At 61.5% G+C, this 14,433-nt stretch carries 13 protein-coding genes; 5 read left to right on the forward strand and 8 right to left on the reverse strand.

The features are described from left to right. The first annotated feature begins 7 nt into the window (after positions 1 to 7). Positions 8 to 883: an aldo/keto reductase gene (locus R4P64_RS11370; protein WP_317820799.1), complete on the forward strand. Its 876-nt coding sequence runs from the start codon at positions 8 to 10 to the stop codon at positions 881 to 883. Here the strand turns inward: R4P64_RS11370 and R4P64_RS11375 are convergent. Beyond that, complete coding sequence (locus R4P64_RS11375) at positions 861 to 1,439, reverse strand: TetR/AcrR family transcriptional regulator (RefSeq protein ID WP_317821095.1); 579 nt, start codon at positions 1,437 to 1,439, stop codon at positions 861 to 863. The two genes, R4P64_RS11370 and R4P64_RS11375, sit on opposite strands and share 23 nt — an antisense overlap. 358 nt (positions 1,440 to 1,797) lie before the next feature. Here R4P64_RS11375 and R4P64_RS11380 point away from each other — a divergent pair, with 358 nt between their 5' ends. Then, on the forward strand, positions 1,798 to 3,099 hold the full coding sequence (locus R4P64_RS11380; protein WP_033232418.1) for a TrpB-like pyridoxal phosphate-dependent enzyme: 1,302 nt from the start codon (positions 1,798 to 1,800) through the stop codon (positions 3,097 to 3,099). A gap of 68 nt (positions 3,100 to 3,167) precedes the next feature. On the opposite strand, the gene R4P64_RS11385 is transcribed toward R4P64_RS11380, so the two are convergent. From R4P64_RS11385 to R4P64_RS11415, 7 genes are all read right to left on the reverse strand, one after another. Next, positions 3,168 to 4,472, reverse strand: coding sequence for a hypothetical protein (locus tag R4P64_RS11385; protein WP_045068530.1), 1,305 nt, complete (start codon positions 4,470 to 4,472; stop codon positions 3,168 to 3,170). A 109-nt stretch (positions 4,473 to 4,581) separates the two neighbouring features. Continuing rightward, positions 4,582 to 5,424 (reverse strand): enoyl-CoA hydratase-related protein, encoded by an 843-nt coding sequence (locus R4P64_RS11390; protein WP_172935856.1) that lies wholly within the window; start codon positions 5,422 to 5,424, stop codon positions 4,582 to 4,584. A 34-nt stretch (positions 5,425 to 5,458) separates the two neighbouring features. Next, positions 5,459 to 6,976, reverse strand: coding sequence for a class I adenylate-forming enzyme family protein (locus R4P64_RS11395; RefSeq protein WP_317820804.1), 1,518 nt, complete (start codon positions 6,974 to 6,976; stop codon positions 5,459 to 5,461). A gap of 129 nt (positions 6,977 to 7,105) precedes the next feature. Next, entirely contained in the window at positions 7,106 to 8,338 is a 1,233-nt protein-coding gene (locus R4P64_RS11400; RefSeq protein ID WP_317820806.1) for a cytochrome P450, read from the reverse strand. A 112-nt stretch (positions 8,339 to 8,450) separates the two neighbouring features. Further along, on the reverse strand, positions 8,451 to 9,326 hold the full coding sequence (locus R4P64_RS11405) for an SDR family NAD(P)-dependent oxidoreductase (protein WP_317542532.1): 876 nt from the start codon (positions 9,324 to 9,326) through the stop codon (positions 8,451 to 8,453). A gap of 206 nt (positions 9,327 to 9,532) precedes the next feature. Then, complete coding sequence (locus R4P64_RS11410; RefSeq protein WP_317820808.1) at positions 9,533 to 10,945, reverse strand: MFS transporter; 1,413 nt, start codon at positions 10,943 to 10,945, stop codon at positions 9,533 to 9,535. 59 nt (positions 10,946 to 11,004) lie between these two features. Beyond that, positions 11,005 to 11,967, reverse strand: a complete 963-nt coding sequence (locus R4P64_RS11415) for a PDR/VanB family oxidoreductase (protein ID WP_317820810.1) — start codon at positions 11,965 to 11,967, stop codon at positions 11,005 to 11,007. Between the two features lie 97 nt (positions 11,968 to 12,064). On the opposite strand from R4P64_RS11415, the gene R4P64_RS11420 reads away from it, so the two are divergent. From R4P64_RS11420 to R4P64_RS11430, 3 genes are read left to right on the forward strand one after another with little or no spacing between them, the layout of a single operon-like run. Then, positions 12,065 to 12,844 (forward strand): SDR family oxidoreductase, encoded by a 780-nt coding sequence (locus R4P64_RS11420; protein ID WP_317542535.1) that lies wholly within the window; start codon positions 12,065 to 12,067, stop codon positions 12,842 to 12,844. A 22-nt stretch (positions 12,845 to 12,866) separates the two neighbouring features. Further along, entirely contained in the window at positions 12,867 to 13,739 is an 873-nt protein-coding gene (locus tag R4P64_RS11425; protein ID WP_317820813.1) for an alpha/beta hydrolase, read from the forward strand. A gap of 56 nt (positions 13,740 to 13,795) precedes the next feature. After that, a complete protein-coding gene (locus R4P64_RS11430; RefSeq protein ID WP_287487939.1) occupies positions 13,796 to 14,416 on the forward strand; it encodes a TetR family transcriptional regulator in 621 nt (206 codons plus the stop codon). Positions 14,417 to 14,433 lie beyond the last annotated feature (17 nt).

The raw sequence follows: 14,433 nt of genomic DNA on the forward strand, positions 1-14,433 counted from the left end.
TGAATACATGAGCATCCCCGACATCAGCCTGAATTCCGGAACCACGATCCCGCAACTCGGCCTAGGAGTCTGGCAGGCCACCAACGACGAAACCGAACACGCCGTGCGCTTTGCGCTCGACAACGCCGGCTACCGCCACATCGACACCGCTGCCGCGTACGGCAACGAAGAGGGCGTAGGACGCGGCATCGCGGCATCATCCGTTACCCGTGAGGACGTTTTCCTGACCACAAAGCTGTGGAACTCCGATCAGGGCTACGAACCGGCGTTGGCAGCGTTCGATACCAGCATCAAGAAATTGGGCGTGGACTACGTCGACCTGTACCTCGTCCATTGGCCGCTCCAGGACAAGGAACGACTGCTCCGCACCTGGGACGCCATGGAGAAGATCGCTGAATCAGGCCGCGCGAAAGCCGTCGGCGTCTGTAACTTCGAACCCCACCACCTGCAACTTCTTGTCGACCGAGGTGGGCTGCTTCCCGCTGTGGATCAGGTGGAATTGCATCCCCATCTCCCCCAGCACGCCATTCGTGAGAAGGCTGCCGAGCACGCAATTGCGGTCGAATCGTGGAGCCCACTCGGCGGAACCAGCAACGCGGGATGGGGTCCGGCGTCGAAGCCGAACACACTTTTGACGGACCCGATCATCACCCGAATCGGTGATCGGCACAGCAAGTCGGCCGCGCAGGTACTGATCCGCTGGCATCTGCAGAACGGCCTCATCGTCATTCCGAAGTCCGTGCACGATGCCCGCATCGCGGAGAACATCGACGTCTTCGACTTCGAACTCACCGAACTCGACCTCAGCGAAATCGCCACGCTCGACGACGGCACTCGCGTCGGCGCCCATCCCGACGAACTTAATATCGGTGCGCCACAGTAATTTTCGAGAGATCCTGCAGGGTTGCCATCACTCGCTCGAGGGGCTCGATGCTGCGCGTCGTCTGACACAGCGCGACGGCCCCCTCGATCGAGGCGATGGTCAGATTTGCCATCGATCGCGCCTGATCCGGCGGTGAGCCTGCCTCGCCGAGCGCCGTCTCGACAAGGGTCTGCCAACCCGCCAGAACCTCGGCAGCGGCCTGCGCAACTTCGGGTTCGCTCGCCCGGGCGAGCCCACCGGCGATGATCGGACAGCCGATCGCAAAATCGGAGTTCGCGAGGTTGCGACGCCAGATATCGCCGACGGCATCGATGATGTCGGCCGGCGATCCGGTAGCCGACGCCGCACTGATCCGACGCGTGATGACGGCGCCTGCAGCTTGCACGGCCTCGACCATCAGCTGAGTTTTGCCGCCAGGAAAGTGGTGGTAGATGGACCCGCGTGGGGCGCTGCTGTGTTTGATCACGTCGTTGAACGAGGTCGCGTCGACGCCGTTGCGGCTGATCAACTCGACGGCGCTGCGGATCATCCGCTCGCGCGAGGTCAGGCCTGCCATCGCAACTGCGCCTCCGTTCATCTCGTTCATCTGTCGGGTTCATGGTACGTGCCGGAGCTAGCACCCTTTCTGCACAGTGAGCACGGTTTCCTGCCTGCTGAAGTCCATGCTCACTCGAGACAAACCGTGCTCACTCGATCCTCGCCCAGTCCACAGACCGAGACGGTTCAGCAACCATGCGGGCACTCGATGTACCATCGGCTCGTGACCTTCCCCGCCCCGCACAGCTGGTGGCCTGACCGCTGACGGTCAGCCGCAACTGTGTGCTGCCCAGACGAGATCGGGTGGTCCGCAACGCTCCAGCATTGGATCACCCGATACCGCGAACCAGGTACCGAAATCCATGAAGGAGAGTTAGTTGACCACCACCCCACTCAACCGTTCGCTCGAACCATTGGGCGTTTCCATCCCGTCGAAGGTTCCGACGCACTGGTACAACCTGGCGGCCGACCTCCCCGAACCCGTTCCCCCGCACCTGCACCCGGGCACCCGCGAGCCACTCGGTCCTGAGGACCTGGCACCGCTGTTTCCGATGAATCTCATCGCGCAGGAAGTGTCGACGGAACGGTACATCGAGATCCCCGAGACCGTCCGCGAGATCTACGGCATGTGGAGGCCCTCCCCGCTCTTCCGCGCACACCGCCTCGAGCGAGCACTGGGAACGCCTGCCCGCATCTACTACAAGTACGAAGGCGTGAGCCCCGTCGGTTCGCACAAGCCGAATACCGCTGTGGCTCAGGCGTACTACAACGCCATCGAGGGAACTACCAAGCTCACCACCGAAACCGGTGCCGGCCAGTGGGGCGCGTCGCTGTCCTTCGCCGGCGCGCTGCTCGGACTCGACGTCGAGGTGTGGCAGGTCCGTTCGTCCTTCGACTCCAAGCCGTACCGCCGCATCCAGATGGAGGCCTACGGCGGAATCTGCCACCCGTCGCCGTCGGATCTGACGGAAGCCGGTCGCGCACTGCTGAAATCGCACCCTGACACCACGGGCTCCCTGGGCATGGCGATCAGCGAAGCAGTCGAGGTTGCCGCGCAGGATCCGAACACGCACTACTCACTCGGTAGCGTCCTGAACCACGTCATGCTGCACCAGACCGTCATCGGCCAGGAAGCCATGGTTCAGCTCGAAGAAGCCGGCGACGCCATCCCTGACACCGTATTCGGTTGCGCCGGCGGCGGTTCCAACCTCGCCGGCCTGACCTTCCCGTTCCTGGGACGGAATCTGCGTGAGGGCACCAAGACTCGTCTGGTTGCCTGCGAGCCGTCGGCCTGCCCGTCCCTCACCGAGGGTGAGTACCGCTACGACTTCGGTGACGTTGCCGGCCTGACCCCACTGCTCAAGATGCACACCCTGGGCAAGGACTTCGTTCCCCCGGCCATCCACGCCGGCGGACTGCGCTACCACGGTATGTCGCCGATGGTCTCCCATGCTGTCAACCTGGGACTGATGGATGCCATCGCCATCGATCAGGACGATGCACTGAACGCCGGTCTGATCTTCGCCCGCGCCGAGGGCATCATCCCGGCTCCGGAATCCACCCACGCAGTTGCGGGTGCGATCGCTCACGCGCGTTCCGTCACCGAACCTGAGGTGATCGTGATCGGCCTGTCCGGCAACGGTCAGCTGGATCTGCCCGCGTACTCGCCGTACGTCTGAGGCCCTGCGGGCCCTGTGCGCCTTTCTGGTAGTGCCGACTACCAAAAAGGCGCACGGGGCCGAAGGCCCTAATGCACCCGAGCCGGCCGCGCAATCACCTCTAGCGCAACCAACGCGAGCACTGTCACAAGCACCGTCACCGCTACGACAACACCCGACGGGTAGCGCCAGAAGACAAGTACAGCCACGGCGATGACAACGACCAAAACGCGAAGCGCCACAATATATTTTGCGCATATCGTCTCGATGGCACGTGGTTCACGATCCGTACTCGGTGATCTGACAGAGTCGACTGCCTTGCTGAATCCGCGGCGCACGGCAAGCGCCGACGACGATCCACCCGTCAGATAGCCGACGATCGCAATCACAACGCCGAGAACGAAGACAGCCCGCAGGCTGGTCTTGAGCGGCAGGAGAAGGGTGTCGACGATAACCCCGGCTGACGCGGGCGACAACACGTCTGCAGGAATGTCGTCCAGGTACACCGCGCGCCCGATGCTGAGTGCGACCGCGAGGAGCGCCATCGCCACGGCAACAGTGATTCCGACCAGCGACAAAGTCCGCAGACGCGATCCCTTGGGCGCGCACCAGATTGCCCCGGCTGCGAGAATGATGATCACCCACGGAAGAACCGAGGACGCTTTGTCCAGCGCAGACACAAGACGCTGAGCCTTGACCAACTTCGGGGATTCGAAGATCACGAAGGACTTGTCGACATCGGGAATCTTGTCGGCAAAAGCAAACCCACGATCGACGAGTGCGCTGCGCGCCTTCTCGATCAGCGGGGCCAGCGAGATGCTGACCTCACCCTTGTCACTGATATCGACCGCAGCTCGCGTGTCGCCGGTCAATACCGCCGTCAAGGATTGGTGGGCTTCACGATTCGCCTCGACCCACAGATTCTCGAATGCGTCCGAGGACACCACGGAGCCGACTGTCTGGTGGATGAACGATTTTGCCTGATCAGCAATGACCGGCGCGAGACCGACCACTACCTGCGGCACCCGCTCCGCATTCTCGGTCAGCGTTGCCAACGCGTCCGCTGTCACCTTCTCGATGTCCAACTGTGAATCGATCTCATCCGTGATCCGGTTGGTGATCTCACCTTGGATGACGGGATTCGACCCCAGCGGCGCCACCGTCTGCACGTAGCGTTCGGAATCGAGCAATTCGCTGCGTGCATAACGCGCGAGAACACCGGCGAACGACAGCACAAGAATCAAAATGAGCAAGATCCAGACGCCGATCCACCGAAGCCCCGAATGCTCAGCCCGTTGCCGCTCAGTCGGCTTGGTAGCCGCAAATTGGGCGCGTAACTTCTCGAGTTCGGCGCGTTCCGACTTACTGAGGGGTTCAGCATCAGCAGAGTCCATCTAGTGTCTCGTATCTCTCGATGAAGCATCGACAGCGGAGCATGCACAGAAGTACATACCCAGATACAAACGCACTCAACCGGCGAGATCGAACGACGCAGACGACTGCCTATTCGAAGAGGTTCGGCAGCCCACTCGACACAGCGTCAGGGAAGTCCGGCGTTCGCTTGGTGAGGAAAGCGTCAACCCCCTCCTTCACGTCGTCCGAGGTACCCCGCACATAGATGCCGATCGACTCCGCGCCGTGTGCCACTTCGGGACCCGACGCGCCCAGCATTCGCCACATCATTGCCCTGGTCAGCGCCACCGAGACCGGAGCGGTTCCCGACGTGAGTTGGCGCGCAACCTCGATGGCTCGCGGTAGTACCTGTTCGGCAGGAACCACCTCACGAACCAAGCCCCGTTCGAGTGCGTCCGCTACCGGAACCATCGCTCCGCCCAATGCCCACTCCAGTGCAGTGGAGATGCCGACTATTCGCGGCAGGAACCACGTCGAGCACGCCTCCGGAACCAGACCACGCCGGGTGAAGACAAACCCGAACTTGGCAGTGTCCGACGCGATCCGAATGTCTGCGGGCAGGGTCATGGTGACACCGACACCCGCCGACGGTCCGTTGATCGCCGCAATCACCGGTTTTGTCGACCGGTAGATGCGCAGAGCTACCTCCCCACCCGAATCCGCCGGCGCTCCGGACTCGTTCGGGTCCTTCTCCAGCACAAAGGTATCGCCGCCCGCAGCAAGATCCGCACCGGCGCAGAATGCGCGACCGGTACCGGTGATCACGATTGCCCGCACCGAATCATCGGCGTCGCACTCGTCGAAAATCTCGAGGATCCGATCCCGCATCTCGAGGGTGAACGCGTTGAGTCGATCAGGACGATTGAGTCGCACGATCGCAATCTCGCGATCCCGCTCGAGAACGACTACGGACTCACTACCGATACCAGTCACTGCATTTTCCAATCTTGATCATCCCAACGCGCAGTCAGCGCATCTTCTCGAATCGGTCCGCAACATCCGAGTATTCGGACCTGATGGCCGTCTTCGACAGTTTGCCGCTTGGTAAACGCGGCAGGGGCTCGTTTCGGATCACGATGTAGCGCGGCACTTTGTAGTCGGTCATCAAACGATCACAGTGCTCGATGATCGCAGCCTCGTCTACCGATCCGGTGACTGTGACGATCGCTGCCGGGGTTTCACCGAATCGCGGATCCGTTGCGGAAATAACCGCAACCTCCTCGATTCCGTCCATCTCGCCGATTACTCGCTCGATCTCGACCGGAGAAATATTGATCCCGCCGGTGATGATGAGATCTTTGAGGCGGTCGACAAACTTGACGCGTCCCTCGGAATCCCGCGTACCGAGGTCGCCGCTGTGCAGCCATCCGTCTCGCAAGGCAGCCGCGGTCGAGTCGGCATCATTCCAGTACCCCGGCGTGACACCTGGACCGCTCAGCAGGATCTCGCCCTCTTCACCTGGTTCGGCTTCGGTTCCATCAGGACGTACCACCTTCACAGACGTGAAGATGGACCCGTTTCCACAGGTGTCCGGATGATCAAAAGCTTCGGCGACGGGTGTCGCAGTGGCAACACCTCCCGCTTCGGTCATTCCGTAGATCTGACGGAGCGCAACACCCTTGGCAGCCCAACGCTCGAGCAACGCCGGCGCGACGGCAGCGCCGCCGACAATCGCAGTGCGCAACGACGACAGATCCGCTGTCTCGAACTCTGGTGCCCGCGAGATGGCGTCGAAGATCAGGGGAACACCGAATATTGCCTGAACGTCGTTTTCGCCCAGCAACTTTGCTGCCCGGCCGGGGTTGAAGTCCTTCTCGACGATGAGTGTGCCACCGAGCACGGTTGTCATCAACAGACCCCACACAAGACCCGGAGTGAACACCAACGGAAGCACCAGCAGAGTTGTTGTCCCCGGACGCAGACCCTCTTCGGTCAGACTGGCCTCGAAAACGATACTCAGCAGTGTTCGATTGGTGCAGATGACGCCCTTCGACAAGCCAGTCGACCCGGACGTGAAGATCAGCGCGGTGGGGTCGTCCGGATCGATGTCGACTCGGAAGTCGTCCGCCGATCCCTCACGTAGAGAGATGAATTCGTCGAACCGCCGGACGTCGAACCCACTGCCGAGTGCAACAGCCTCCGCGACGCCGCCGGCGTACTCCTCCGGCGTGATCACCAGAGTCGACCCGGAATCATCGACGATCTTCCGCAACTCGGCAGGCTTGAGCCGAGGATTGAGCGGTACCAGGACCGCACCCGCCTTGATCACACCGAGAGCCAGTACCGGCCACTCGAGTGAATTCGGACCGAGAAGTCCCACGCGGTCACCCGGCGAGATACCGGATTCGGAGAGTCGCCGAGCTACACGGCTCGACCAGTCCTGCAACTGTCGATAGGTCAGCACCTCGCCGTCGACGACAATCACATTCTGATCACCTTTGGTCCGCGCCCACCACTGCAGGGCAGAGCCAATCGTCGCTGCCATGTAATTCCTCAATCTCTCTGATTACTGTCTTGTTCAACTAATTTGGAAATATTCAGCCGGAATCAGGAATCGGAGCATCGCACAGCGAGGGGGCCCATGCCGCGCTTGGGACACGGCATGGGCTACGCATCACGCTTCCGGAGTGAACCTAATCGGCAGACGCGCACAACCACGCACCTGACCGGCATGAAGGATCGGCGGATCGGATTCGATCAATTCGTAGTCCGGGATTCGCCGGTGTAGTTCTTCGAGTGCCAACGACAACTCGATACGAGCCAGGTGCGAGCCTATACAACGATGCGCACCAGATCCAAATGACAAGTGCCGATTGGGATGTCGCTCCAGGTTCAGCTCTTCTGGATCCTCGAATTCGGTGTCGTCCCGATTTGCCGAGCACAACATCAGGATCAGTTGCTCACCCTTCTTGATCTGCACACCACCGAGTTCCACATCCCGGGTTGCGGCCCGCCCCGGTATCACCGCAGCTTCGATACGGAGGATTTCTTCGACCGCGCTCGGAATCAATGTCTCGTCGTCGACGAGGGCATCACGCTGGTCCGGATTGTTGAACAGGTGAATGATGCTCCACGCCAACGATCCCTGCACTGTATGCAGACCGGCGATGAGAAGAAGAAAGAACATCCGATTGAGCTCTTCATCGGTCAGCAGTCGCTTTCCGTCTTCGAGTTCGACCTCGGTGTGAATCAGCGTCGACGTGATGTCATCGCCGGGGTTGGCACGACGTTCGTCGACGATCTTCTGGAAGTACCCGATCATCTCGAGCCCGGCCGCAACGGTGGCCTGACTCGACGCCTCTTCGCTTGCACCAGGTTTTCCCATCAAGACGGTGTCGGTCATCTCGGTGAACATCGGTGCGTCGTCGGCAGGCCAGTCCATGAGAGTCAGGAACACGCGAGTGGGAAGCTCATGGGCGAACTCCGAAATGAACTCGGCTTCACCCTTCCCGGCAAATCCGTCGAGCAACTCGTTGATCACATCACGGATCTCATCGGTCAGCGCCTTCATCCGATTGGGACTGAACAGCGGTTGCAGTGCAACGCGATAGCCGGTGTGTTCCGGTGGATCGAGTTCGATCGGAATGAACTTACCCATGCCTCCCGGCCCGGTCACCAGGTTGTTCGGGTAACTGGAGAACGTTTCGGTGTCGCGAAGCACTTCGTGAATCTCTTTGTAACGCGTCACAATCCAGTGTCCGCCATGCGTTGGCGAGTAGACAACCGGGCCCTTACCCGCCAACTCCGCAACCCGCGCCTGGACCGTATCAACGGGTTGTGCGAGCGACTGGTCGTAGACATCGAAATCGACTACAAGGTTCGCGGGTATGTGTTCAGTGGTAGTCATGGAGCCACTCCTCGAAAAGTTGACGAAATCAAAGATGTTCGACGGTCAACACACGCTCGGGGCACACTATTGCGGCGGCGCGCAGGCCAACCGATCAGCTACAAGACGCACATCAGGCATCAGCGGTGAGCGTCGGCGTTCCTTGATCCTCGGGGAACCACATGCCGACGCGCGACAGTGTGCCACCATCGGTGGTCGGCAGAGTGACGCCGGAGATGTAGGCGGAGTCGTCGGAGACGAGGAAGAGCGCTGCATGCGCATTGTCGCGCAGTGACGGGGGGCGGTTGAGCTTGAGCGAAATCGGGGAGATACCCGAATCCCACGGTCCTGCAGTCTCTTCGTAGGACTGGCCGACGACGGGAGAGCCGGCGGGCATCAGGAAGTTGGGCGACATTCCGTGAGTGGGCGCAATGGCGTTGACGCGAATGCCGTACCGGCCCAAATCCAGGCTCAAGCCGCGCACGAGTCCGTTGACACCGGCCTTCGTGGCGGAGTACATCGCGATACCGTGGTAGGCCTGCAGCGACGCAGCCGACGAGGTTGCGAGGATGACGCCACCGCCGTTGGCGCGCAGGGCCGGAACTGCCGCCTTTGCGGTGTAGAACACGCCACTGAGGTTTACGCCCAGCACTGCCTGCCAGTCGCCGTCGGTGAGATCCTGAAACTCGACTACCTCGCCGCCGGCAACGGACGGCACGCCGCCGCGAGAGATCACGCCCGCATTGGCAAATGCGATGTCGAGCTTGCCGAAGGCATCCACGGTTGCGGCAACGGCGTCAACAATTTCCTGCTCGACAGAAACGTCCGCAGTGATCGCAATCGCCTTGCCGCCCTGCTGTTCCACGAGATCTACAGTCCCGGCCGCACGCTCGGGATCGATGTCGACAACTGCGATCGACGCGCCCTCGGAGGCGAAGAGTTGCGCAGACTGCCGACCGAGGCCGGATCCGCCACCGGTGATGAGTGCGACTTTGCCGTCAAGCTTCATGTGAGCTCCTCTTTGTTCGAGTTGTGTGTGAGAGTCCGGGTACTACGGATTCACCCATTCGCAGGACTCGGATAGACTGGACCGAATGGTCGAATCAGGTTTATTTGCAATGAATTCGAGGTTGCAGTCACCGCAGATCCGCTCGAGTTGCGGGACAGCTGCACTGCCGTGTGACTGAGGTTACTCCGCACTTGATGAGACGTCAATCAAATTTTGTCATTTGATACACGACTCGCCCATACCGCCACGACACACGCCATTCCGGCCGCTACACCCCCGACGCAGAATGCAAGGACGTACGCCCGTTCGGAGGCAATCTGCGTACCCGCCAACGTGATCGACGCAAGTACGGCGGCAACAAACGCGCTCGCCACCGAACTGCCGAAGGTGCGAGCGATTGCATTGATCGCGTTCACCACCCCGGTATCCGACTCGGCAACCCGCTCCACCAGCAAAGCCGGCAGCGCCGCGTACGAGGCGCTGACAAAAATGTTGACAACGATCAAGGCGATGATCAGCTGCCACGCATGATCGTGCGCTAGAGCAAGCAGGGTGAATCCTGCGACGCCGATGACGCAGGAAACGATCAGAACCCGAGCGCCGCCGAACTTTCCGATCAGTTTTCCACTGAGTGAGGCTGCGATGACGCCGGCGATCGATCCCGGAAGCAGATACACAACACTTGCCTGTAGCACCGATGCGCCGAATCCGTACCCCGCCACAGCGCGATCTACTTGAACGAACTGCGCCGCTCCCAGGAATTGCACGTACATTGCCGCGCCGACGAGCAGTGCCGCGAGGTGTGTCGGGCCAACAGCGCGCCCGGTGAGCAGACCTGGCGGTACCAGAGGCAACGCGACCCGCCGTTCGTGTAAATACCAGCCACACAACACAAGTACACCACCGAGCGCGAGAGCAAGCGTCGGCGCTGAGCCCCAGCCCCACCGTCCTCCCTCTGCCAACGCCAACAAGAGCGCGGACAGCCCGATCGCGAGTGCAACCGTGCCCAGCGGGTCGAGCCCGCCCGGTAGCGGCGGCTGCGAACTAGCCGGAACGACAAACCATGCGAGCCCGAGCGCTACGGCACCGAGCACCAGTAGCAGCCAGAACACCCGACGATAATCGGCATCGCCCGTGTGCAACAGGCCGGCTGCCACCATGCCGACTCCACCTCCGACACCGAGGAGACCCGACATCAGCCCGATGGCACCGGACATCCGGTCCGGACTCAGCACACCCCGCAGGACTGCAACACCGATCGGGAACAGTGCAAATGACAGTCCTTGCAACGTTCGACCGATAACCAACGGGACTAGGCTCTTCCAGGCAAGACACAGCACCGACCCGGCGAGCACCAGGATCAGGATGGTCAGCAACACCCAGCGCGCACCCCGCCGATCGGCCAATCGACCCAGAACCGGCGTACACACAGCGGCCGCAAGGAGATTCGCGGTCAAAGCCCAGGCAACCGCAGATGGACCGACATCGAGTTGCTCAGCCATGGCAGGCAGAAGCGGAACCACCGATGTCTGCACAACTGCCGTCGTCATCACGATGAAACACAACGAAGGTACCAGCGCCCGGCTTACCCGGGGAGCGGTGGAAACAGTTGTCACCATAGACAACCAGGTGTCCCGGGAACTACGTCGATCAGCATCTTTCCCCTTCGAGTGGTGGCCTAGAGATCGATCACGAGTTTTGGTGTGCGACTGCGTGAAACACAGATCATCATCGCGTCTCCGGCTTCCTGCTCTTCCTCGGTCAGGATCGAATCACGATGGTCGGGTTTTCCGCCCAGCACCGCAACTTCACACGTGCCGCACGTACCTTCTCGGCACGAGAAGTCGACGGTCACACCGCCTCGTTGCAGCGCGTCGATGATGGATTCATCCGCGCCGACGCCGATTGTGCGACCGCTGCGGGCAAGCTCGACGTCGAAAGCGTCGTCGACTACGCCCTCCTCGAGCTGCTTCGGCGAAAAGCGCTCGATATGCAGATTCAAGTGCTCGCGTTCGCGGCATACAGCTTCGATAGCCTGCAACAATGGCTCGGGCCCACAGCAGTAGACCGCAGTGCCTGGTGCTGCCGCGTCCAATGCCGAGGCGAGATCGAGGATCCCGTACTCATCCTGCGGACGCAAGGACACGTTCTCGCCGAACTCTTCTGCCAATTCGTCGGCAAAGGCCATCGAACCACGGGTTCGTCCACCGTAGAGCAACCGCCAGTTCGCGCCGCGCGCCTGGGCAGCGCGGAGCATCGGCAGCAGCGGTGTTATACCGATTCCGCCCGCGACGAACACATACGATTCGGCTTCCACCAACGCGAAATGGTTTCGCGGTCCACCGATCTCGATGACGTCACCAGTCTCGAGTTTGTCGTGCACATGGATCGATCCACCACGCCCACTTCCCTCACGCAGCACAGCCACGGTCAAGGTCGAGGTGTCCGAGGGATCGCCGCACAGCGAATACTGCCGTGTCATCGAGGTATCCAGAACAAGGTCGATGTGTGATCCGGGCTCCCACATCGGGACACTTCCCCCAGCCGCGTCGGCCAGACGTAGAGCCACTACACCGTCGGCAAGCGGATCCTTGGCGATCACACGCATCGATTGCTGTCCGGGACTGCTGATGGTGTTCATCGATACTCGTTCCACTGTCGGGATGCGCTTGCGTTTAAATCTTATGCAATTAGATTTAATCTAGGCAAGGCCCCCACCCGAAAGCAGGCAAACACGCATGAACCAACACACCCGGACGCCCATCCTTGATCTGTTCCGACTGACAGACTCCGTCGCAGTAGTCACCGGCGCGGGCGGTGGTCTAGGCACTGGATTCGCCCGCGCGCTGGCCGAAGCGGGCGCAGACGTCGTTCTGGCCGGACGCCGCAGGGAAGCTCTCGAACCGGTTGCACGAACTGTGACCGAACTCGGCCGACGCGCGCTGATCGTGCCGACCGACGTGACCGATCCACAGCAATGCGACACTCTGGCGGAACAAACGATCAGTGAGTTCGGCAAGCTCGACATCCTGGTAAACAATGCCGGCGTCACGCATTCCGCACCGGCCACGCGTGAGCGTCCGGAGGATTTTCGCGCCGTCTTCGACGTCAATCTCTTCGGTGCGTACTGGGCGGCCCAGGCGTGCGCCCGCGTCATGGAGCCCGGTTCGAGTATCGTCAACGTGTCGAGCGTTCTCGGCCTCGTCAAATCCGTTCTCCCCCAGGCCGCGTACGCCTCGAGTAAAGCCGCGATGATCGGGCTGACACGCGACCTGTCACATCAGTGGTCCAAGCGAAAAGGTATTCGCGTCAACGCCATTGCGCCGGGATTTGTCGAAACGGACATGATCGGCGAGATGCCTTCGGATACTCTCGAAGAATTCCTGACCGGATCCACGCTCGGCCGCACCGCGACGCAACGCGAAATCGATGCCGCGGTAATTTTCCTCGCCAGTCCCGCAGCAAGCTACATCACCGGATCGACGCTCGCTGTCGACGGCGGAACCTCCGGGCACTGAGACACGAAAGCTGTTGAACATCATGACGGTAGAAACCACACTGGTCAGAATGCAGGGCGACGGACTCACTCTGACAGCCGATTGCTGGACTCCCGCTTCCGGCACATCGACCGGCACGGTGCTGCTGCTGCACGGCGGTGGCCAAACTCGGCATTCGTGGCAGCGCACGGGCCATCGGCTCGCCGCGAACGGTTGGCGAGCCTATGCCATCGATGCCCGCGGCCATGGCGACAGCGAGTGGAGTGCAGACGGCGACTACAGCCCACGGGCACACGCTCGGGACATCGCGTCCATGGTTCAGCACCTTGGTGAACCACCGGTACTCGTAGGCGCCTCGATGGGCGGAATGGCGGCACTGCTGGCCCAAGGCGCCGATCCGAACCTCGGACGCGGCCTCGTGCTCGTCGACATCACCCCGCGAGCAGAGGCATCGGGCATCGCCAAGATCACCTCTTTCATGGAGAGCGGCCTTGGTGGATTCGACAGCCTCGACGACGCCGTCGCAGCCGTTGTCACCTACAACCCGCATCGCCGACGCCCGCCCAACGCCGAGGGGTTACGAAAGAACCTGCGCCGACGAGACGGGCGTTGGTACTGGCACTGGGACCCGAGGATGCTCTCCGACCGCGAGAACTCGCCCGAGCAGTCCGATGCTCGCGAGGCGCGCGCCCGCACGGCAGCGCGGGCGATTACCGTCCCCACCATGTTGATTCGAGGTGCACAGTCCGACGTGGTAAGCCACGAAGGGGCCCGTGACCTGCTCGAACTCATTCCGGGAGCCCGTCAGGTCGATGTCGGCGGGGCTGGTCACATGGTGAGCGGCGACGACAACGATCTCCTGAGCGAGGGCCTTCTCGAATTCCTGACCGTCATCCCGGAACAACCGAACCGCTAGGCTTCCCAGGTGCCGAGCAACGGCATCAGACCCGACCGCCCAGCCGAAAGCCGCACATGCCCAGACCGTCCAAGCCCCTCATCTCCCGCGCCTCTGCTGTCGCGGCCTCCATCGACATCATCGATACCGAGGGCCTCGACGCGTTCAGCTTGCCGCGTCTGGCCAAGCATCTCGGCGTGCGCGCTCCCTCGCTTTACCACCATTTCGAGGACAAGTCCGCGATCCTGTCAGCCGTTGCACGCCAGATCGCCGGTGCCGGCACCATTCCGCGTCGCAAGCCCGGACCGGACTGGCCGGAGTACTTCGTCACGCTGAGTCTCAATCTGCGGCGATCGATATTGCGGCACCGCAATGCCGCCCCCATTCTGCTGCAGTACCTGCCGCGCGACCTTCTGATCGGACCATACGAGGAGACCGCCCACTTCCTCGAAGCGTCGGGTGTCCCGACGCGGTTGCATGTTCAGATTCTCGACGGCATGGAGCGAATTACGCTCGGTGCCGTACTCACGGAGGCGATGAGCAAACCCAGCACGCGCTCCTCGATCTTCCCGAACATCGATCCCGAGTCGCAGCCCATGCTGTCGAAAGCTATGGCGGCAAACGAGTTCACGCAGAAACAACTGTTCGAGGAAATGATCCGCAGTTTCCTGTACGGCGTCATGCGCAACGAAAACTGAACGGACACACAAACGCT

This window comes from Rhodococcus sp. IEGM 1366 (genome assembly GCF_033142425.1).
Classification (GTDB): Bacteria; Actinomycetota; Actinomycetes; order Mycobacteriales; family Mycobacteriaceae; genus Rhodococcus_F; species Rhodococcus_F globerula.